Below are 17,404 nucleotides of genomic sequence, written 5' to 3'. Positions count from 1 at the left end.
GTGGGTTCGTGCCCGCCGCTACACGGACTTGGGCTCTTGGCTCGCGCTCGTCTACTGGGACACGCAGGTCGGCCCCAACCGGCACGTGAATGAGCAGTGGGTGCCGCTGGCCGACATCGCCCAGATCCCCGGCGAGGACTACTCCGCCGTCCCCACCCTGACCTGACGTAGATCACCACCTGAAAGGCCGTCCATGCGGGCGGCCTTTTCTGCGTGCGCCCGAGGAGGTCGTTGTGGCTCTCTCGCCCACCGCTTGGACCCCGGAGACGGGCCTCACCTACGCCGAGTGGCTGAAGAACAAGGCGCCGCAGGTTCGGCCGACCGGTTGGACGAACGCGACCCACGACCAGGTCCGCGAGGGCTACGGCAAGGACGGCCGGCGCTTCAAGGCCACGACGGACCAGCTCGGCAACGACACCGTCCAGCACGGCGCCGACCAGCAGTCGGTCCACATCAAGAACCCCGAGACCGTCCACGCGGTCATCCCCGCGCCCACCACGAAGGAGAGCTGATGTCCAGCCTGGACCGAGCAGACGAACTCCAAGCGCAGGCTGACGCTCTCCGCGAGCTCGCCACGCTGGAAGACGCCTACACCGAAGCCATGCAGGCCTACCTCGACGACCGAACCGACGAGAAATGGGAAGCGAAGCAAGCCGCCGCTGAGGCGCTGCGAGCCGCCCGCGCCGAGTCCCGCTCCGAAGGGGTGAGCGTCGGCGGAGACGCGTTCCTCACCAACCCCGACGAGGTTCCCCAGTCCGTTCAGACCGTCCACCTGGGCGCCACCAACAACACCCAGGAGGGCTGAGACGTGGCCATTTCAGCTTCGGGGTTGTTCGTCAACACATTCGTTGCGGCTCTTGGTACGAGCCAGGTCGCGCTGGACCTCGACCTCGACACGCATAAAGTCGCCCTCTATACAAATTCGGCGACCCCGGACTTTAACGCTTCTGTCGCGAACGCCGCTTATGGCGCTGGCGCGTGGGCGACGAACGAAGTCTCCGGCACGGGCTACACCGCTGGTGGCGCGACCCTCGCGACCGCCACGTTCACCGGCGCCGCAGGTGTCGCCACGTTCGACGCGGCGGACGTGACCTGGTCCACCTCGACGATCACCGCCGCGAAGGGCGCACTGATCTACGCCGACGCTCTCGCCGGAAACAACGCCATTGTTCTCGTCAACCTCGGCGCCGACTATTCCACGAGCGCGGGAAGCCTGGTCATTTCTTGGTCCGCGTCAGGAATTTTCACCCTGACGTTGGCATAACTGCACCAAAGTAATCCTGCCGCCTCCGGGCGGTTTTTTCATGCCCGGCCTCAAGGTGAGGGAGGCCGGGCGAGGTGGCTGTCCTCAGTAACAACTTCGATGGCGGCACCAACAACACGACGATCACTGAGGGGAACTCTGGCGGCGCGTCTGGCGACGCACTGCAGTACATCAGCGGCAGCCCGGCGTTTTCGAACACGCAGGCGCACTCCGGCACCCTGTCGTGCCGGTTTCCCGCTTCTGCGTTCACGTTTATCGGTTACGAGCAGTCAGCGACCACGTTCTGGGTGCGGATCTACGCGTGGATTCCGCAGCACCACGCGATGAGTCTTATCCGCTTGTGGAGCTCTTCTGACGCTGCCGGCTCGTACATGGGCGGCATCAACAGCAAAGCCAACGGCGATCTTGACTTGGTGTGCAACGGCGTCACGGTCAACGTGTCCGGTGCGATCGCCCTGAATCAGTGGATCCGGATCGAAGCGAAGTTTTCCACAACCTCCGGCGCTGAGGCGCGCCTGTTCAACAGCGCCGACAGCACCACCGCGACCGCGACCGCGAGCACCGCCACGAACATGGCTGGCGCTGTCGTCACGCAGGAAATCTGCCGCTTCTCCGCCTCTACCGCGATCAGCTACTTCGACGATTTCGCCGTGAGTACCGATGGCTGGCTGGGGCCGGCTGGTGCGACGAGCGCGACCGCTACCCCATCAGTGGTGGCGGCGTCTACGTCTGTTCCGTCACCTACCAAGTCGACGGGTTCCACCGCCAGCCCGGCTGTGGTGGCGAGGTCCGCGTCGATCCCGGCGCCCACCACTTCGACTGCTGTTGTGGTGTCTCGCCCCGTCGTCGCCGCCTCGGCCGCGGTTCCGGCCCCGACTACCAGGGCAGGCTCCACCATCGCCCCGGCGGTGGTCGCAGCAGCAGCTTCTGTTCCCGCCCCGGACGTCTCCGACGGCTCACAGCCGCCCACTCTGCGGAGTATTGTCGCCGCTGATCTGCTGCTGGACGTCAACGCCGTCGACAAGCCAGACGGCGTCGTCGCAGGCGACGCCATGATCGCCGTGCATGCCGCTGACTCCGGTGACCTCGACGACATGCCCGCCCCGACCGGCGGCACCACATGGCTACTACTGGACTCCTACACCGCCGGAACGTCCACGTTGCAGGTCAACGTGTGGCACAAGATCGCGGGACCGAGCGAGCCCGCCACGTACGAGTTCACGCAAAACGCAAACGCCGACGGCGTCGTCTTCGTCACCGCGATCCAAGACGCCGCCGACACCACCCCTGTAGTCGCTCAGTCGTCTGCGGGCACCGGACCCACCGCCACCACCCCGGGCATCACCCCTGAAGGGTCCACAGACCTTGAGATCCGTGTCGCCGCCGCCATGGCTGATGGCGGCTCCGGCACTATCACCTGGACCCCACCAGCCGGGTACACCGAGGAGGGCGATCTCCAATCGCGGAACTACACGTCCGCGACAATCGCCACCCGGCAACTGTCTTCGAGCAGCTCAACCGGCGCTGAGAATTTCACGGCGTCCGATGATCTCGGCTACCACGCCGGTTTCACCCTCGCCATCACTGGCGGCGCTTCCGGCCAGGTAGACGCGACCGCTACTCCGGCGGTTGCCACAGCGACGTCCTCGGTCCCTGCCCCGACCGCTGCGGCCGGCTCCACAGCGGCGCCGGCCGCGGTCTCCGCGACGGCGAGCGTCCCGGCGCCGTCCACGAGAACAGGATCCTCGGCCGCTCCCGCTGTGGTGGCTTGTGCCGCGTCGATTCCGGCCCCTTCCACGAGGACTGGCAGCACCGCTTCGCCGGCCAGGGTTCAGGCCACCGCGTCTGTTCCGGCACCTGCGGTGTCGACGGGAGCCTCGACCACCCCTGCCGTGGTGGCGACTTCGGCCGCGGTGCCCGCTCCGGCGATCACAGCGGTCAAGACGGCCTCACCCGCCGTGGTACAGGCAACCACCTCGGTACCAGCTCCCAGCGTCTCTGCGGGCTCCACTGCCTCACCCGCGACTGTGGGCGCTTCCACGAGCGTCCCAACCCCGACGACGACCACGGGCGCTTCCACGTCCCCAACCGCCGTCCAGGCCGCGGCGAGCGTCGGCTCTCCGACAGTGGCCACCAGCTCGGCCATCACGGCGAACGTCGTCTCCGCAGTTGCGTCTATCCCGACGCCGAGCGTGTCGGCCGCCGGCAACACGACCGCGAACCCCGCGGTTGTCTCAGCTGCGGCGAGCGTCCCAACGCCCACCGCATCCGCCGGCCAAACCGCAGCCCCGGCCACGGTTCAGTCCTCGGCCACGGTGCCGCCAGCGGGCGTTTCGGCGGGGTCGACCGCCAGCCCAGCAACGGTCTCGGCGACCTCGTCGATCCCAACGCCAGCCGTCACCTCGGGCTCGACGCTGACACCCGGGATTGTCACCGCTACTACGTCGATCCCGGCGCCGAGTGTGCAGTCGGGGTCGTCGACCACAGCCAACCCGGCTGTAGTCGCCGCTACGGCATCGGTACCCGCTCCAGGCATCTCGACAGGGGTCACGGCCTCACCGTCTGCTGTGGTGGCGTCTGCGCTCATCCCGAGCCCAGTCACGACCACCACCTCAGGCGCGACCGCTACTCCAGCGACCGTCACAGCGTCGGCGACCATTCCCACACCGGACGTCACCGCAGACGGCAACACCACCGCCTCACCAGCCGTTGTCGCCTCCACCGCATCCATACCGGCGCCCACCACCCAGGCCGGCGCCACCATCACCGCATCCGTCGTCACGGCTGCGGCGGCGATCCACGCGCCGGCCACCACCACGGCCACCATCGCCAACCCGGCGACAGTGCAGGCCACGACCACGATCCCCGCCGCGTCCATCACCACCACGGCGAGACCAACCACGGTCGCGGCTACAGCCAGCATCCCCACCCCGGCCGTATCTACAGGCGAACCGCCACCTGACCTGTCTGGTCTCGGCGGCTCGCTCGTCTCAACCAACGGCCTGGGTGGGTCTCGGCTGTACAGCACTGGTCTCGGCGGACGTCTCACGTGAGGAGGTGGCTGTGCCTGACGCGATCAACATCACGTTGACTGAGGACGACGATGACTCAGCCACCTTCGTCATCACCACGGGCGGGATCCCGCTGGGGTTGGGGTCCGCTGAGGTGTTCGCGGTCATCAAGCCCACTCAGCACGTCGAAGACGACGCACCGACTGCTTATCTGTTAGAGGAGGGCGACGGGCTCACGATCGTGGACGCGGGTGAGAGCACGGTGCGGCTGGACTTCCCTGACGCGGTTATGGGGTCGCCGAGCACGTGGTTCTACAAGATCCGCGTCACCGCAGGATCCTCGACCCGTACAGCCATCTGGGGATGGCTCACTATCTCGGACGCCTGATGAGTCCGCGTAAAGCTCTATCGGTGTGCAGCCGGAGCGGATGCCCGAATCTCACACCAAGCGGCCGGTGCGACCCATGCAAGGCCGCGGCTGAACGCTCACGAGGCAGCGCATCGAGCCGCGGCTACGGTTCACGCCACCGCAGCACCTTCCGCACTGGTGTCCTCGCCAAGGATCCGATCTGCACGATGCCTGGATGCTCGGAGCAATCCACCGAGGCGGACCACTGGCCGATGGATCGGCGAGAGCTGGTCCGGCGGGGGCTCGACGCTGATGACCCGAAGTACGGGCGGGGCTTATGCAAGCCCCATCACTCGCAGGAGACCGGGCGTAATCCGAGCCAGGCAGGCGGTTGGAACGCCCGTTGATCACGCTTGCCGGTCACTCGCAGTACAACTCCTCACCCCCGGGAGACCGGTCGGCGATCACCGCACGTAATCGTCCCAGGAAACGGAGAACTCCTTGAGCATCAACGGACTGTTCACGCTCCTCGCGCTCATCCTCCTCGGAGCCGCCGCAGTCGTCGCCGGAATCCAGAAGTCCTGGGTCGCCGCTCTCTTCTGCGCCGCCCTCTTCTGCCTCGTCCTCGCTGGCGGCGCCGACGTCATCACCGACTGACCCCCACGCCAGAACCCCGCAGCTGATCCCTGCGGGTCAGAGAGCTCCGAGTCCTCCCGGCTCGGAGCTCTCGCAATTCCGGGAGGAACCCCCTTCATGCCCCAGCGCAAGCTCAGCATCTCCGGCGGACCCGGCACCTACCAAGTCCGCCTCGACGGCCTCGATGTCGCGAACGGCATCCGCAACCTGACGCTGCAGATGGGCGTCGACCACGACCTGCCCGTCGCCACTCTCGACCTGGTCGTCTGGTCCATCGAGGACGCCGAACTCGCCGCTATCCCACAAATCCCGGACGCCACGAGGGAACTCCTCGTCGGCCTCGGCTGGACCCCGCCGCGCCCCCGACCTGGGACGAGCAGGTTCGGCGCGTGGGAGATCGAAGCCCACACCCGGGGTCGAGTGTCTGATGACGGCCGCTACGACATCGAGGAGCCGACCGGGCAGGTGACGTTCCGCTGCGGCTGCGGCCACCTCATCTGTAACCGCAACACCGTCGTCCTAGCACAAGCCCGCACCCATCTGGCGGAGCAGCACCCCGACTGGGAGCAGATCCCCGACGACGTCGTAGCGAATAGCCCAGAGCAGGACGCTCGATGACTGTCCTCGACGAGGTGACCTTCTACGACGGCTTCCCCAACCGGGAGGGCAGCATCGCGACCGGCGTGCTCGTAATCCCTGGCGACGAGCCTGTGATCCTGCCCGCCCGGATGCTGTTCGGGCCGGGCTCCGAAGTGCGCATCTGTGCCCGCGTCCCGTGGGCCACCTACTGGGCTAGGTTCGGCCGCTCCCATCCGGACGCACACCGGGCGAAGGCTGAATACCGGCGGAGGAACCGCTGATGTCTGGCCCCATCCGGGGAGACGCCGTGACCTCCGCCCCTCAAGGACCGTGCGCTGTGGTCGAACCCAGCCGAGCGGACCTCGACCACCTTGGTGCCATGGTCGGCTTCAAGCTGGCCGCCCGACTCGACGCCCCCGCCTCGTCTTCGGCGCGCTGCGACCACACCCACGCTGTACCGGTCCGCTCGGTCGTCGATGACGAACTTCTCGCCGCCCTCTGCCCGACCTGCGATGCCCAACTGCCCGCCTCATGGTTCACCTGCGACCACGCCAGCGCGTACGAGTCGAGCGTTGACATCTCATCCCTCGGCGCCCCACCCGGCCGTCGACTCTGCAACGGGTGCGGCGTCGCCTACTGGCCCCCGCCGATTCGCCCTGTCGACTGACCCGAACCTGATCACCTCTCGCCGTACTCATTGGAGGTGATCCCCTCATGGGGCGCCATAGTTTCCGCGAAGCCGATGTAGTGCGCGACGACTGGGGAAGGTTCGGCGAGGAGAGCCACTCCGCCAGCTCCGCCGCATCCTCCACCCCGAGCAGCGGCAAACCGTCCGAGGCGACCATCCGGGCAAGGCAAGGCGGCGGCAACTACCGCGTCCTCATGCCGGACGCCGTCAACTCCGCCGAGATCAAAGGCAAGGACGGCACCGTCAAGTTTGACCACCACGGCGACGGCTCCCTCACCATCACCACCCCGCACGGATCGGCGACACTGCCTGCCCGCATCCGGGAACGCATGCTACCCAGCGTCATCCGCGACACCGAAAAGCTCGCCGCCGGCGAAACCATGTGGGTCCGCGACTCGAAGGACTTCACAACCTATGCGGCGATCACTCGCGTCGGATCAGGCACCTACACCCTGCATCTCGGCAGCGACGCCGACGAAAAGCCGGGACTCACGCTCACCGAAAGCCAGCTGGACAAGATCAACGACACCTCAACGCTCTTGACGGAGTACAACCACCGCATCGACACAGGCAACGGCAACGCCGACATCTACCTCACCTCAAACGACAATCTGGGCTTGCGAACCCCTGGCAACGACGGCACACCCGTAGACATCGAGTTGTCGCCCGCTCAAGCCCGCAAACTCAACCACGCCATTGGCGTCGTCTACCAGGGCTTCGACCACGAAGACCCTGACGGCCCCGAATCTGGAGTGAGTGAAACATCCTTCTCCATAGGAGGAGGGAAGCGCATTCACGTCACCCAGCAAGGCACCCCACCAATCGATTCCCCGGACGGCGCGAACGGCGATCTACTCATCGAAGCCGACGACGGTAGCTGGGCATTCGTTGTAACTCCGAAGAGCTACGAGGAATTTACCGACACGCTCCACGACGTGGTCGACGCCCTCTAAGCAGGCACGGCAGGACGCTATCGGAGCTGCTGACGTAGATGATCCAGTCTCTCGCTTCCACGCCAGAGAGGCGGATCAATCACCCATGCCGGACCTAATCTCAACCACCTGGCTGCGGGCATCTACTCGCCGCGGCGAAGACACCGCCCTGTGAGCTCCATGTTCTGGCAGCGCTTCCACCTCATTGCCACGATCACATGGGCACTCCTCATGATCCCGTCGCTGCTGTGGTGGAAAGACTCCGTTCCCTGGCTCGTCATCATCAGCGTCTGGGCGAACATCGCCGGCCACTGGGCAAGCTGGCAAACCTCCCGAGCCGAACACCACCAAGAGCAGAAGGAGGAGTAGCTGATAATCCTCGACCTCATCCAGGTCCCGCACATCATCGACGCCCGCTACTACCTCGACGTAGAACCAGGCGGACACATCTCCATACGCTGCCGCCGATGCCCCGAAGCCAACCAGCCCCTCGCCCTATACGAGAACGGCGCTAGCCTCAGCGATGGAGCAGAGACCCCAGTTACTTCCCTGTCCGGGATTCTCTCCCTGACCACCTCTCATGAGAACTCCACTCACGGTGGAGCGCAGTGACGGCCAGCCCAACTCTCGGCTCGATCCTCGATGGCCTCGACATCCCCCTCGAACTCAACGACGGCGACCTCGTCTCTGACGCCCTCGTCATCGTCAAAGTCCTCAGACCCGACGGATCTGTCTCCCTGGCAATCACCTCCAGCCACTCCACGTCCTGGCTCGACCGCCTCGGCCTGATCACCGCAGCCAACGAGATCATCCGAAGCGACGTCAGCCAACCCTGCGCGTGCGACGACGAAGACGACTGATGCGCCCTGGTTTGTCAGTGTTACCTGAGAGACTGGTGTGGCAACCCAATAGCAAACCCGGGCGAGTGCGCTAACACTCCCCGGGCGCGGCCGGACCTGATCAGAGGAACCGACATGAGCGAGGGTACATCCACGCTGCCCGCCTGTGCTTCACCCACCCCGGGTGTGGCGCGCACGTGCGTGAACTGCGGCGGGAATCTGCCGACGGAATCACGCCCGACCAAGCTGTACTGCTCCCTCCGATGCAAGCGAGGCCGGTCTCCCCTCACTGGAGAACCGAAGCCTGACCCCGTCCGCAGCGCCAGCGATTCCCCAGACAAGACATGTACGCGAGACGGATGCAATCGTCCCCTCCGCGCCCGCGGCCTGTGCGCCCGCGACTGGAGACAGGAGTACGGCAAGCGGCCCACTGTTGTCGTGCCCTGCGCCGCATGTGGGATAGAGGTAGACCAGCGCGTAGGAGATAGTAGGCGCCGCGTCTGCTCGGACATTTGCCGCGCCTACCTTCAGCACGGCATATGGCCACGGTGCGACATACCCAAGCGTCATGCTGCTCTCGGCTACGTACCACCCAGCCAGCGACAGCGTCTATGGCCCGCGCCTACGCAACGCTCATGTCTATGGTGCAGCACTGAGTTCGCTGCTCATCGTATGGACCACGTGTTCTGCGCCACCCAGTGCAAGACGAAAGCCAAGAACGCACGTCGTCGCGCGCGTGAGCGCAACGCGAGTGGTACGTACACATGGGCTGAGGTCGTCCACCTGTTCCTCGACTTCGAACGCTGCTGCGCCTACTGCAAGCAAGAGGTAGAGGGACAACCTGAACCCGACCACGTCGTGCCGCTCAGCCGAGGTGGATCGAACAGCATCACCAACATCCTGCCGAGCTGTTCGCCATGCAACAGCGACAAGAGAGACCTACTCCTACACGAGTGGGCTCTCGACAGAGAGCGCAGGCACCTCACGCCACGGGTCACTGAGTGGCGCCGCGGGGACCCGCTCTACGCACACCTCTCGATCGTCCTCGCACCTCACACAGCGTGACCCCCTGGGGAGGGACCCAAGATCGATTTGGGCCCCTAGTGGACCGCGGGGGAGGGCTCTCCGTGGTCGGGCGGGTTCATAAGGTCACTTTTCTTGGCCGTGGTTACTGAGGGTTATGCCCACGGTCGTCTGCTTCAGCTTTCGAGATCCGGCGCAAGGCTGGATCTCGCCTCGGTGCCGCGCAATGCGGCTGGTAGGGAGCGTCATCATGCCTAGAGGTGGGGCCCGCGTGGTCTCTGGTCCGCCGCCGGATCCGAATGCGCTACGGCGTGATCGGCCTGGTGATGCGGCGACGTGGACGACCTTGCCGGCGGAGGGCCGTGCTGGTGATCCGCCGGAGTGGCCGCTGCTGGACGCTGACGGTCGCGAGTGGGAACTGTGGGCGGACCTGTGGCGGAAGCCTCAGGCCATCATGTGGGAGCGTCTCGGGCAGCTGTATGAGGTCGCGATGTGTGTGCGGATGCTCGCCCGCGCCGAGCAGCCGAAGAGTTCAGTAGAACTTCAGAAGGTCGTCCGCCAGTACCTGGACAGTCTTGGCTTGTCGACGCAAGGCATGCTGCGGAACCGGTGGCGGATCGCGGCGAACGAGGTCGGAGAGCGCCGGGATTCACGCCGGGTGAAGGCTTCGGCTGGGCCGTCGATGAAGGATCGCTTGAAGGCTATCGATGGCGGAGGAGCGTAGTCCGCGTCCGCTGCTCGTCGCACCATCGTGGGTTGAGGCGCACTGTGTGATCCCTGACGGGTTCCGGCAAGGTGCTCCATTCCGCCTGTATGACTACCAGCTGCGGTACTACGCGAACTTCTACCTGGTTCGTGGCGATGCCCGGTGGGTGCCGTCGGATCCCGTGCTGGGGCCGGCGTTCGTGTACCGGCGAGGTCTTCTCGCTGGGCCGCAGAAGCTCGGCAAGGGCCCCCACACGGCATCTCATGTGTGTTTGGAAGGCGTCGGGCCGGCTCTGTATGCGGGTTGGGCGGGGCGTGATGACGGTTATGTGTGCGCTGACTTTGGTTGTGGTTGTGGCTGGGAGTACGCGTACGAGCCAGGTGAGCCGATGGGCATGCCGTGGCCGACGCCGTTGATTCAGATCACTGCGCTGAGCGAAGAGCAGACGGACAACATCTATGGCGCGCTTCGTCCGATGATCGAGCAGGGGCCTCTGGCGGATCTCATCCCGAAGACTGGTGAGGAGTTCATTCGTCTACCAGGTGGTGGGCGGATCGACACGGTCACTTCGTCGGCGCAGTCGCGTCTTGGTCAGCGCGTCACGTTCGTTCCTCAGGACGAGGTTGGGCTGTGGACGCCGTCGAACAAGATGACGAAGGTCGCTGACACTCAGTACCGCGGTCTTGCGGGTATGGGTGGGCGGGCGTCGTTGACGACGAACGCGTGGGATCCGGCGGAGAACTCCGTCGCCCAGCAGCAGTTCGAATCCTCTGCAACGGACATCTACCGGCAGTTCTCTCAGCCGCCGGCGCATCTGTCGTATCGGAACAAGGTTGAGCGGCGGAAGATTCACCGCTTCGTGTACGGCGAAGCGCTCAAGGAACAAGGCGGGCACGTCGACCTCGACTCGATCGAGGCAGAGGCCGCGGACCTGCTTGAGCGAGATCCTGCGCAAGCTGAGCGGTTTTTCGGCAACCGCATCGTCTACGGGCACGGTTCCTGGCTCGATGGCGACGCATGGGATGCGCGAGTTGAATCTCGCGAGATCCCGGACGGTACGCCGATCGTGCTCGGTTTCGATGGATCCGACGTTGACGACTGGACAGGAATTCGCGCGGAGACGGGCGACGGCTACCAGTTCACACCGGTGTACGGCGATGACCGCAAGCCGACGATCTGGAACCCGGCCGAAACCAATGGCCAGGTGCCGCGTCTTGAAGTGGACGCAGCGGTCGATGAGCTCATGTCCCGCTACACGGTGGTACGCCTGTATGCGGACCCGCCGGACTGGAAAACCGAGATCGATGGCTGGGTCGAGAAGTACGGCGAAAAAGTTGTTCTGAGGTGGGCTACCTACCGGGTTGTACAGATGCATGCCGCGGCGGAGCGTCTGCGCATCGACGCCACGAAATCCGAGTCGCCTTTCCACCACGACGGATGCAGCTTCACGTCTGTCCACATCAAGAACACCCGCAAAGCGGCTCGCGCCGGCCAGAAGTACGTGCTGGCGAAGCCGAAGCAGACACAGAAAATCGACCTCGCGGTGTGCTCTGTTCTTGCCCACGAGGCAGCGGGGGACGCGCGGGCCGCGGGCCTGTTCACCGTCATTCAGCCGAGTACTTCGTACGTGTACACGGCTTCATCCACTCGTCGAGGCAGAAGATAGGGGTGGGTTGCCGGTGGTCGAGATGTCGTCTGAAGCGCGCTCGGCCGTGAAGATCCTGAACCGGCTCGTGGATGAGCTGCGGCTGCGGCAGAAGGTGACGAAGAAGCGCCTGGAGTATTACCGGGGCGAGCACAAGCTCGCGTATGCGTCATCTGAGTTCCGAAACTACTTCGCCGACCAGTTCAAGGGATTCTCCGACAACTGGACCGCGCCCGTGGCGTCGGCGCCGGCCGAGCGGATGAACATCCTCGGCATCCGGATCGATTCTGACGATCAGAAGCCTGATGTGGAGTTGTCGCGGGCGTGGCGTGCCGCGGATTGCGAGCGCGGCTCGTCCGAGGCGTTCGTCGTCACGCTGGCGGCGGCCAGGTCGTACGCCTTGGTGTGGGGTAACCCGCTGGATGAGGACACGCCTCGGGTCACGTGGGAGCGGCCTGATCAGGCGATCGTCGCTTATGACAGTGACACCGGGGCGCGGGCTGCAGCGTTGAAGCTGTGGGGCGACGACACCATGGAGTACGCGACGCTGTACCTGCCGAAAGCCGTGTGGAAATTCAGCAGGTCTCGGTATACGACGTCGGGTTACAGCGTCGCCGGCCTGGTGGTGTCGTCGTCTCGGACTGCGGAGAACGCGTTGCCGGGCGGATGGGAGCCGCGGCAGGGCGAGTTGGACGACACTTGGCCGATCGGTAACCCGATGAAGGCTGTTCCGATGGTCGAGCTGCGTAACCAGACACTGCTGGACGACAACCCGCTGTCGGATATCGACGGTGTGATCGCCATGCAGGACGCCGTCAACCTCGTATGGGCTTACCTGCTGAACGCCTTGGACTTCGCGAGCTTGCCGCAGCGTGTCGTCATGGGATCCGAGGTGCCGAAGGTTCCGGTCCTCGACGACCAGGGCCGCATCGTTGGTGAGCGGCCTCTTGAATTGGATCTGCTGGCCAAGGAGCGGATTCTTTGGCTGACGGGCGAAAAGACGAGCATCGGGTCGTGGCCGGCGGCGGATTTGCAGGCGTACAGCCACGTGATCGAGCGGGCCATCGAGCACATCGCAGCCCAGACGAGGACGCCCCCTCATTATTTGATCGGCAAGGTTGCGAATCTCAGCGCAGAGGCCTTGACTGCGGCGGAGACCGGACTCGTTAGTAAGACCGGTGAGCGGATTGTCTATGTCAACTCGGGGATTCGGGAGATCTTTGCTCTCACCGCCTCCGCTCAAGGGCATGACGACAAGGCGAAGGCGTGCCGATCAGGCACGGTCATGTGGGCGGATACTCAGTTCCGGGCGATCGGCCAGAAGGTCGACGCGCTCATGAAGCTCAAGGCCATGGGCTTCCCGCTGCAGTGGATCGCTGAGCAGTACGGCCTGGAGCCGCCTGAGGTGGACCGGGTCATGGCGATGGTGGAAGCGCAAGCTGAAATGGACCCCATGAACGTGATGATGGGTGGCGGCGCGAAACTTCCCGCAGCGCCCACCGCGCGCATCACCGAGGATCCGTTCGCGGTCGAACCGGAACCGGTCACCGTCGGGGGGTAGCCCATGGCCACCCCAGATCAGATCGCCAGCGCGTACCAGAGGCAGCAGAAGAACATCATCCTCGCGGTCATCGCCGCGGTGCTCGGCCTGTGGAAGCGTCTCGACGAGCACAACCTCACCCGGTCCTGGCAGACTGGGATTGGACCGCAGATGGTTGAGACGGTCATGCAGGCTCAGCTTGCTGCCGCTGCTGCTGCTCCTGCTTATCTGGAGGAACTGGCGGCAGCGCAAGGCGTTCTCGCCGACATGGGGGCATTGGTGCCGTCGGCCCTGTCGGGAGTCGCCTCCGATGGGCGTCCGCTGGAGTCGCTGCTGTATCAACCGATCATTCTCCTCAAGCGGCTTCTGACGGCGGGAAAACAGCCGGAAGAGGCTATGCGGCAGGCGACGACCTTCATGGCATTGATCGCATCCACTCAGGTAGCCGACGCCGGCCGGGGAGCTGTGAACGTGGGCATCACAGCAACCCGCGAATGGGTGACTTACGTCCGGGTGGTGAACCTGCCTGCCTGTTCCAGGTGCATCATCTTGGCCGGCAGGGAGTACTCGTGGTCGACCGGTTTCCAACGCCATGAGCGCTGTGATTGCTCGATGATGCCACGGCGTGCTGGTGATGATCCGTCCGCTACGCCGGAGCAGTTGTTCACGCAAATGAGCTCCGCAGAGCAGGACCGGGCTTTTGGTAAGGCGGGCGCGGAGGCACTGCGATTGGGCGCGGATATGGGCCAGGTCGTCAACGCTCGGCGAGGCATGCGAACCGCTGCTGGCGGGCGCCTGGTCACTACCGAAGGCACAACAGTTCGAGGTGCGGCGGGAAGGCAGCTCGGCAACCTCCAGAAAGTCGCGGGCGAGCGGTATCGGCGTAGTCGAACTGTTCGGCCGATGCCGGAACAGCTCATCGCGGACGCCGACGGCGACCGGGACCTCGCGATCCAGTTTCTTCAGCGATTCGGATACCTGGACGCGTCGAGTACGCGTCGACGCGACGCTGCCTCGAATGGCACAGCGGGCACAACGTCCGCCTGAGTCCGGCGTCGCCTAGTTCACACCCCGCTCGTCTGGGTCTGCCGCTCGCAGGCTCGGAGCTTTCACCTGCCCTCATGGCGCCCTACGAAAGGAAACTCGTGGCTGATATTCCCTCAGGTGAGCGCCAGCGCGCAGCCAGCCAAGGCGACGCGATGCCCGGCGGTCGCTTCCCGATCCGCAACCGCGGCGATCTGGAGAAGGCGATCAAGGCTGTCGGCCGCGCCAAGGGCGGCGAAGCGGGCCAGGCCGCGGTGCGCCGCTTCATCCTCAAGCGCGCCAAGGAACTCAACCTTACGGATCTCATCCCCGACACCTGGGCTGCCGACGGATCCCTGAAGGCTTAACCCCTCCGCATTTCGACCGGGCCGCGCAACGCGGGACCGGCATTTCTGCATGCCCCGAAAGGAACCACTTCATGGCTGATCAGCAGGACGCAACGTCCGCTGACGTCGAATCCCCGGCAACCGAGGACAACGACGCTCAGGCCGAAGAGCTGCTGGCCGACGCGGTCAACAGCGACACCGCCGAAGAGACCAAGCCCGACAGCACTGACGATGCCGACGACGCTGACGGCGACGACAAGCCCCTTGGTCCTGCCGGCGAGAAGGCGCTCACCGCAGAGAAGCAGAAGGCGCGTCTTCTGCGGGCCACTCTGCGGCAGGTCAGGGCACAAACCGCCGCCCGGGACGCGGAAATGGCGGATCTCCGCAAGCAGTTGGAGAAGCTCACCCCCAAGGAGCCCGCTGCGAAGAAAGCTTCCGTCCCTGATGCGGAAGCGGCGGAGCCGGTGGATGTGGAAGAGCTCCGGCGTGAGGCGCGCGAGCAGGTCGAGACGGAGCTGAAGGCGGCTCAGGCTGCTGAGCGCGTCCTCGACAAGATCGAACTGAAGGCCACCCGGACCTTCATCGACCCCGCAGACGCCGTGTCCCGGCTGATGCGGGAGAAGAACACCGACGACTTCCTCGACGAGACGGGCAAACCTGACGTCGAGGCGATTCAGGACGCTCTGGAGGACCTCCTCCAGCGTGCTCCACACCTGGCTGCGACAGCGCAAGGCGGCAGCAAGCGATTCAGCGGATCCGGCGACGGGGGCGCAAAGCCCACCAAGCAGCCCCGCCCAGGGAGCGTCCACGAGGCCGTGTCCCGAGCTCTCAACAAAACCTAGATCAGGAGCACTGAATGCCTGTCACCCTTGCGCAGGCGCAGGTCAACACCCAGGATGACGTGGACTACACCGTCATTGACAACCTGCGCCGCTACAGCTGGCTGATGGACCAGATCGTCTTCGACGACGTGGTCACCCCCGGCTCGACCGGAGACGCCAGCCTCACCTACGCCTACACGCGGCTTCTCACGCCGCGCCAGGCGAGCTTCCGCCAGTTCAACACCGAGTTCAACGCGGACAAGGCGATCCGTCAGCGGTACACGGTGGACCTCAAGCCCCTCGGTGGCGCGTTCAATGTCGACCGCAAGCTGGCCCGCCTGGGCCCGGCGGCGACCAACGAGATCGCGTTCCAGATGCAGGAGCTTCTCACCAGCATCAAAATCAAGTTCCAGGACGAGCTGATCAACGGTGACACCGCCGTGGACAGCGCAGGCTTCGACGGCCTGGACAAGATCCTCACGAACTCCACCACCGAGTACGACCCCAACGAGGAGGGCATCTCCACCGGCTACGTCGACTGGACCATGTCCACCGTCGACACCCAGGCCGAAGCGATGACCGCCCTGTCGCGGCTGGACGACTGGCTGTCGCGCATCGTCCCGTCCCGCGTCGGCTCCGGCAGCAACCTCGGCACCGCCGGCGCGCTGCCCGTCGGCGTCAAGGCCATCCTCGGCAACACCACGTCCATCACCCGGCTGCGTGGCCTCGCCCGCTGGGCCGGCATGTACACCGCCAACCAGGACGCGCTGGGCCGCCACATCGAGATGTACGGCCCGTGGAACCTCGTCGACATCGGCGACGGCGTCACCGGCTCCAGCCCGATCATCCCGATCGAGACCCGCGACGCCGATGGCGTTGGTGCCGGCGGCAACATCACTGGTCTCACCGACCTGTACGCCGTGAGTTTTGGGCTCGACGCCTTCCACGGCGCTTCGATGGCTGGCTCGCCGCTGATCGAGACCTACCTGCCGGACTTCACCGAGCCTGGCGCGGTCAAGACTGGCGAGATCGAGATGGGCCCCGTGGCCGCTGTGCTGCGCAACGTCAAGGCGTGCGGAGTGTTCAGGAACGTCAAGGTCAGCTAGTTCACCTGCGAAAATACGCTATTCCTGGGACAATTGAGTAAACCCCGGCACCTGCTGGTAACAGGCCCGGGGCGTGGACGACCTGATGAAAGCAGGCCGACATGTCTGAGCGTAGCTGTGCCGTCGATGGCTGTGAAGCAATCGAGCGCTTGCGGCGAGGGATGTGCAACGCGCACTACCGCCGCCAGTTGAAGACTGGCTCCACCGAGCCGAGCCGAACCTACGCGGCGGGGCAGATCTGCTTCGTCGAAAACTGTGAGGCACTCGCGTATGCGCGAGGCTGGTGCGGGTCGCACTACTCCCGGTGGAAGACGTACGGCGACGTACGTGCAGATATTCCGATCAAGCCGAGGAGTCCTCGTACCGATTTATGCTCGGTTGGTTGCGGTGCTCCTGTCGTAGCTCGTGGGTGGTGCGTCATGCACTACAACCGCTGGCGGTTGACGGGCGAGCCGGGACCTGCTGAGCGTCTCAACCGGAAGAGTGACCCTGCAGCGCCTGACAAGGTCTGCACGAAGTGCGGAGAGACGAAACTCAAGACCGAGTTCAGTCGCAACCCCAAGATGGGGGACGGACGGTTCACCGCCTGTAAGTCATGCGTCTCAAAGATCGCGCGCAACGCGCGGTTCAAGCGCAAGTACGGCATCACGGCTGACGAGTACGACCAGATGCTTGAGTCCCAGAACGGCGTCTGTCTTATCTGTAGCGGACCTCCTCCTAACGGTCGCCCTCTCGTGGTGGACCACTGCCACAGCACGGGCGACGTGCGAGGTCTCCTCTGCAACAACTGCAACGCATTGCTCGGCATGGCTGCGGACGACATCCAGCGCCTAACCGCAGCAATCACATATCTCGAAAAGAGTCGAAGATTATGAATCTTCCGAATCACAAGCAG

General features: G+C 64.9%; 24 protein-coding genes. 21 read left to right on the top strand and 3 right to left on the bottom strand.

Annotated elements, in window-relative coordinates; all coding sequences use genetic code 11:
- Nucleotides 1-28: 28 nt before the first annotated feature.
- The 4 genes from ACVCAG_RS29925 to ACVCAG_RS29910 all read left to right on the top strand — a co-directional run bounded on the left by ACVCAG_RS29925 (nucleotide 29) and on the right by ACVCAG_RS29910 (nucleotide 1,264).
- On the top strand, nucleotides 29-166 hold the full coding sequence (locus ACVCAG_RS29925; protein ID WP_447190767.1) for a hypothetical protein: 138 nt from the start codon (nucleotides 29-31) through the stop codon (nucleotides 164-166).
- Nucleotides 167-233: 67 nt separating this feature from the next.
- Nucleotides 234-512: a hypothetical protein gene (locus tag ACVCAG_RS29920; RefSeq protein WP_447190766.1), complete on the top strand. Its 279-nt coding sequence runs from the start codon at nucleotides 234-236 to the stop codon at nucleotides 510-512.
- On the top strand, nucleotides 512-805 hold the full coding sequence (locus ACVCAG_RS29915) for a hypothetical protein (RefSeq protein ID WP_447190765.1): 294 nt from the start codon (nucleotides 512-514) through the stop codon (nucleotides 803-805). Before ACVCAG_RS29920 ends, ACVCAG_RS29915 begins: the two co-directional genes overlap by 1 nt.
- Nucleotides 806-808: 3 nt before the next feature.
- Nucleotides 809-1,264 carry a hypothetical protein gene (locus ACVCAG_RS29910; protein ID WP_447190764.1) on the top strand — a complete coding sequence of 152 codons (456 nt, stop codon included), beginning with the start codon at nucleotides 809-811 and terminating at the stop codon, nucleotides 1,262-1,264.
- Between the two features lie 460 nt (nucleotides 1,265-1,724).
- Here the strand turns inward: ACVCAG_RS29910 and ACVCAG_RS29905 are convergent, their stop codons facing one another.
- The 3 genes from ACVCAG_RS29905 to ACVCAG_RS29895 all read right to left on the bottom strand — a co-directional run bounded on the left by ACVCAG_RS29905 (nucleotide 1,725) and on the right by ACVCAG_RS29895 (nucleotide 4,187).
- A complete protein-coding gene (locus tag ACVCAG_RS29905; protein ID WP_447190763.1) occupies nucleotides 1,725-1,856 on the bottom strand; it encodes a hypothetical protein in 132 nt (43 codons plus the stop codon).
- A gap of 1,239 nt (nucleotides 1,857-3,095) precedes the next feature.
- Entirely contained in the window at nucleotides 3,096-3,560 is a 465-nt protein-coding gene (locus tag ACVCAG_RS29900; protein ID WP_447190762.1) for a hypothetical protein, read from the bottom strand.
- A 3-nt stretch (nucleotides 3,561-3,563) separates the two neighbouring features.
- Complete coding sequence (locus tag ACVCAG_RS29895) at nucleotides 3,564-4,187, bottom strand: hypothetical protein (protein WP_447190761.1); 624 nt, start codon at nucleotides 4,185-4,187, stop codon at nucleotides 3,564-3,566.
- Nucleotides 4,188-4,327: 140 nt separating this feature from the next.
- On the opposite strand from ACVCAG_RS29895, the gene ACVCAG_RS29890 reads away from it, so the two are divergent.
- The 17 genes from ACVCAG_RS29890 (at nucleotide 4,328) to ACVCAG_RS29810 (ending at nucleotide 17,384) form a co-directional block, all read left to right on the top strand.
- A complete protein-coding gene (locus tag ACVCAG_RS29890; RefSeq protein ID WP_447190760.1) occupies nucleotides 4,328-4,663 on the top strand; it encodes a hypothetical protein in 336 nt (111 codons plus the stop codon).
- 462 nt (nucleotides 4,664-5,125) lie between these two features.
- Nucleotides 5,126-5,281, top strand: a complete 156-nt coding sequence (locus tag ACVCAG_RS29885; RefSeq protein ID WP_447190759.1) for a hypothetical protein — start codon at nucleotides 5,126-5,128, stop codon at nucleotides 5,279-5,281.
- A gap of 96 nt (nucleotides 5,282-5,377) precedes the next feature.
- Entirely contained in the window at nucleotides 5,378-5,878 is a 501-nt protein-coding gene (locus ACVCAG_RS29880) for a hypothetical protein (RefSeq protein ID WP_447190758.1), read from the top strand.
- Nucleotides 5,875-6,120 carry a hypothetical protein gene (locus tag ACVCAG_RS29875; protein ID WP_447190757.1) on the top strand — a complete coding sequence of 82 codons (246 nt, stop codon included), beginning with the start codon at nucleotides 5,875-5,877 and terminating at the stop codon, nucleotides 6,118-6,120. Before ACVCAG_RS29880 ends, ACVCAG_RS29875 begins: the two co-directional genes overlap by 4 nt.
- Nucleotides 6,120-6,506: a hypothetical protein gene (locus tag ACVCAG_RS29870; RefSeq protein WP_447190756.1), complete on the top strand. Its 387-nt coding sequence runs from the start codon at nucleotides 6,120-6,122 to the stop codon at nucleotides 6,504-6,506. Before ACVCAG_RS29875 ends, ACVCAG_RS29870 begins: the two co-directional genes overlap by 1 nt.
- Nucleotides 6,507-6,553: 47 nt before the next feature.
- Nucleotides 6,554-7,480: a hypothetical protein gene (locus ACVCAG_RS29865; RefSeq protein ID WP_447190755.1), complete on the top strand. Its 927-nt coding sequence runs from the start codon at nucleotides 6,554-6,556 to the stop codon at nucleotides 7,478-7,480.
- Between the two features lie 159 nt (nucleotides 7,481-7,639).
- Nucleotides 7,640-7,828 (top strand): hypothetical protein, encoded by a 189-nt coding sequence (locus ACVCAG_RS29860; protein ID WP_447190754.1) that lies wholly within the window; start codon nucleotides 7,640-7,642, stop codon nucleotides 7,826-7,828.
- Between the two features lie 239 nt (nucleotides 7,829-8,067).
- A complete protein-coding gene (locus tag ACVCAG_RS29855; RefSeq protein WP_447190753.1) occupies nucleotides 8,068-8,319 on the top strand; it encodes a hypothetical protein in 252 nt (83 codons plus the stop codon).
- A gap of 114 nt (nucleotides 8,320-8,433) precedes the next feature.
- Entirely contained in the window at nucleotides 8,434-9,363 is a 930-nt protein-coding gene (locus ACVCAG_RS29850) for an HNH endonuclease (protein ID WP_447190752.1), read from the top strand.
- 229 nt (nucleotides 9,364-9,592) lie between these two features.
- A complete protein-coding gene (locus ACVCAG_RS29845; RefSeq protein ID WP_447190751.1) occupies nucleotides 9,593-10,045 on the top strand; it encodes a phage terminase small subunit in 453 nt (150 codons plus the stop codon).
- 46 nt (nucleotides 10,046-10,091) lie between these two features.
- Nucleotides 10,092-11,693 carry a hypothetical protein gene (locus tag ACVCAG_RS29840; RefSeq protein WP_447190750.1) on the top strand — a complete coding sequence of 534 codons (1,602 nt, stop codon included), beginning with the start codon at nucleotides 10,092-10,094 and terminating at the stop codon, nucleotides 11,691-11,693.
- A gap of 22 nt (nucleotides 11,694-11,715) precedes the next feature.
- Nucleotides 11,716-13,233 (top strand): phage portal protein, encoded by a 1,518-nt coding sequence (locus tag ACVCAG_RS29835; protein ID WP_447190873.1) that lies wholly within the window; start codon nucleotides 11,716-11,718, stop codon nucleotides 13,231-13,233.
- Between the two features lie 3 nt (nucleotides 13,234-13,236).
- Nucleotides 13,237-14,259, top strand: coding sequence for a VG15 protein (locus tag ACVCAG_RS29830; RefSeq protein WP_447190749.1), 1,023 nt, complete (start codon nucleotides 13,237-13,239; stop codon nucleotides 14,257-14,259).
- Between the two features lie 74 nt (nucleotides 14,260-14,333).
- Nucleotides 14,334-14,603, top strand: a complete 270-nt coding sequence (locus ACVCAG_RS29825) for a hypothetical protein (RefSeq protein WP_447190748.1) — start codon at nucleotides 14,334-14,336, stop codon at nucleotides 14,601-14,603.
- A 71-nt stretch (nucleotides 14,604-14,674) separates the two neighbouring features.
- Complete coding sequence (locus tag ACVCAG_RS29820) at nucleotides 14,675-15,424, top strand: hypothetical protein (protein ID WP_447190747.1); 750 nt, start codon at nucleotides 14,675-14,677, stop codon at nucleotides 15,422-15,424.
- Nucleotides 15,425-15,438: 14 nt separating this feature from the next.
- The gene (locus tag ACVCAG_RS29815) at nucleotides 15,439-16,509 is read left to right on the top strand and encodes a major capsid protein (RefSeq protein WP_447190746.1); all 1,071 of its coding nucleotides are present in this window, start codon (nucleotides 15,439-15,441) and stop codon (nucleotides 16,507-16,509) included.
- 419 nt (nucleotides 16,510-16,928) lie between these two features.
- Entirely contained in the window at nucleotides 16,929-17,384 is a 456-nt protein-coding gene (locus ACVCAG_RS29810; protein WP_447190745.1) for an endonuclease VII domain-containing protein, read from the top strand.
- The last annotated feature ends 20 nt before the right edge of the window (nucleotides 17,385-17,404 follow it).

It is taken from the genome of Streptosporangium sp. G12, assembly GCF_052983175.1.
The sequence above is the reverse complement of the archived record's forward strand: the minus strand, read 5'-3'. Positions and strand labels throughout refer to the sequence as shown.

Coding starts and splice junctions, on each gene's coding strand:
- ACVCAG_RS29820 (WP_447190747.1), top strand. CDS start 14,675: ATGGCTGATCAGCAGGACGCAACGTCCGCTGACGTCGAATCCCCGGCA.
- ACVCAG_RS29825 (WP_447190748.1), top strand. CDS start 14,334: ATGGCGCCCTACGAAAGGAAACTCGTGGCTGATATTCCCTCAGGTGAG.
- ACVCAG_RS29880 (WP_447190758.1), top strand. CDS start 5,378: ATGCCCCAGCGCAAGCTCAGCATCTCCGGCGGACCCGGCACCTACCAA.
- ACVCAG_RS29810 (WP_447190745.1), top strand. CDS start 16,929: ATGCACTACAACCGCTGGCGGTTGACGGGCGAGCCGGGACCTGCTGAG.
- ACVCAG_RS29835 (WP_447190873.1), top strand. CDS start 11,716: ATGTCGTCTGAAGCGCGCTCGGCCGTGAAGATCCTGAACCGGCTCGTG.
- ACVCAG_RS29860 (WP_447190754.1), top strand. CDS start 7,640: ATGTTCTGGCAGCGCTTCCACCTCATTGCCACGATCACATGGGCACTC.
- ACVCAG_RS29850 (WP_447190752.1), top strand. CDS start 8,434: ATGAGCGAGGGTACATCCACGCTGCCCGCCTGTGCTTCACCCACCCCG.
- ACVCAG_RS29915 (WP_447190765.1), top strand. CDS start 512: ATGTCCAGCCTGGACCGAGCAGACGAACTCCAAGCGCAGGCTGACGCT.
- ACVCAG_RS29870 (WP_447190756.1), top strand. CDS start 6,120: ATGTCTGGCCCCATCCGGGGAGACGCCGTGACCTCCGCCCCTCAAGGA.
- ACVCAG_RS29875 (WP_447190757.1), top strand. CDS start 5,875: ATGACTGTCCTCGACGAGGTGACCTTCTACGACGGCTTCCCCAACCGG.
- ACVCAG_RS29815 (WP_447190746.1), top strand. CDS start 15,439: ATGCCTGTCACCCTTGCGCAGGCGCAGGTCAACACCCAGGATGACGTG.
- ACVCAG_RS29865 (WP_447190755.1), top strand. CDS start 6,554: ATGGGGCGCCATAGTTTCCGCGAAGCCGATGTAGTGCGCGACGACTGG.
- ACVCAG_RS29830 (WP_447190749.1), top strand. CDS start 13,237: ATGGCCACCCCAGATCAGATCGCCAGCGCGTACCAGAGGCAGCAGAAG.
- ACVCAG_RS29895 (WP_447190761.1), bottom strand. CDS start 4,187: ATGCTGGCTGTAGCCGCGACCGTGGTTGGTCTCGCCGTGGTGGTGATG.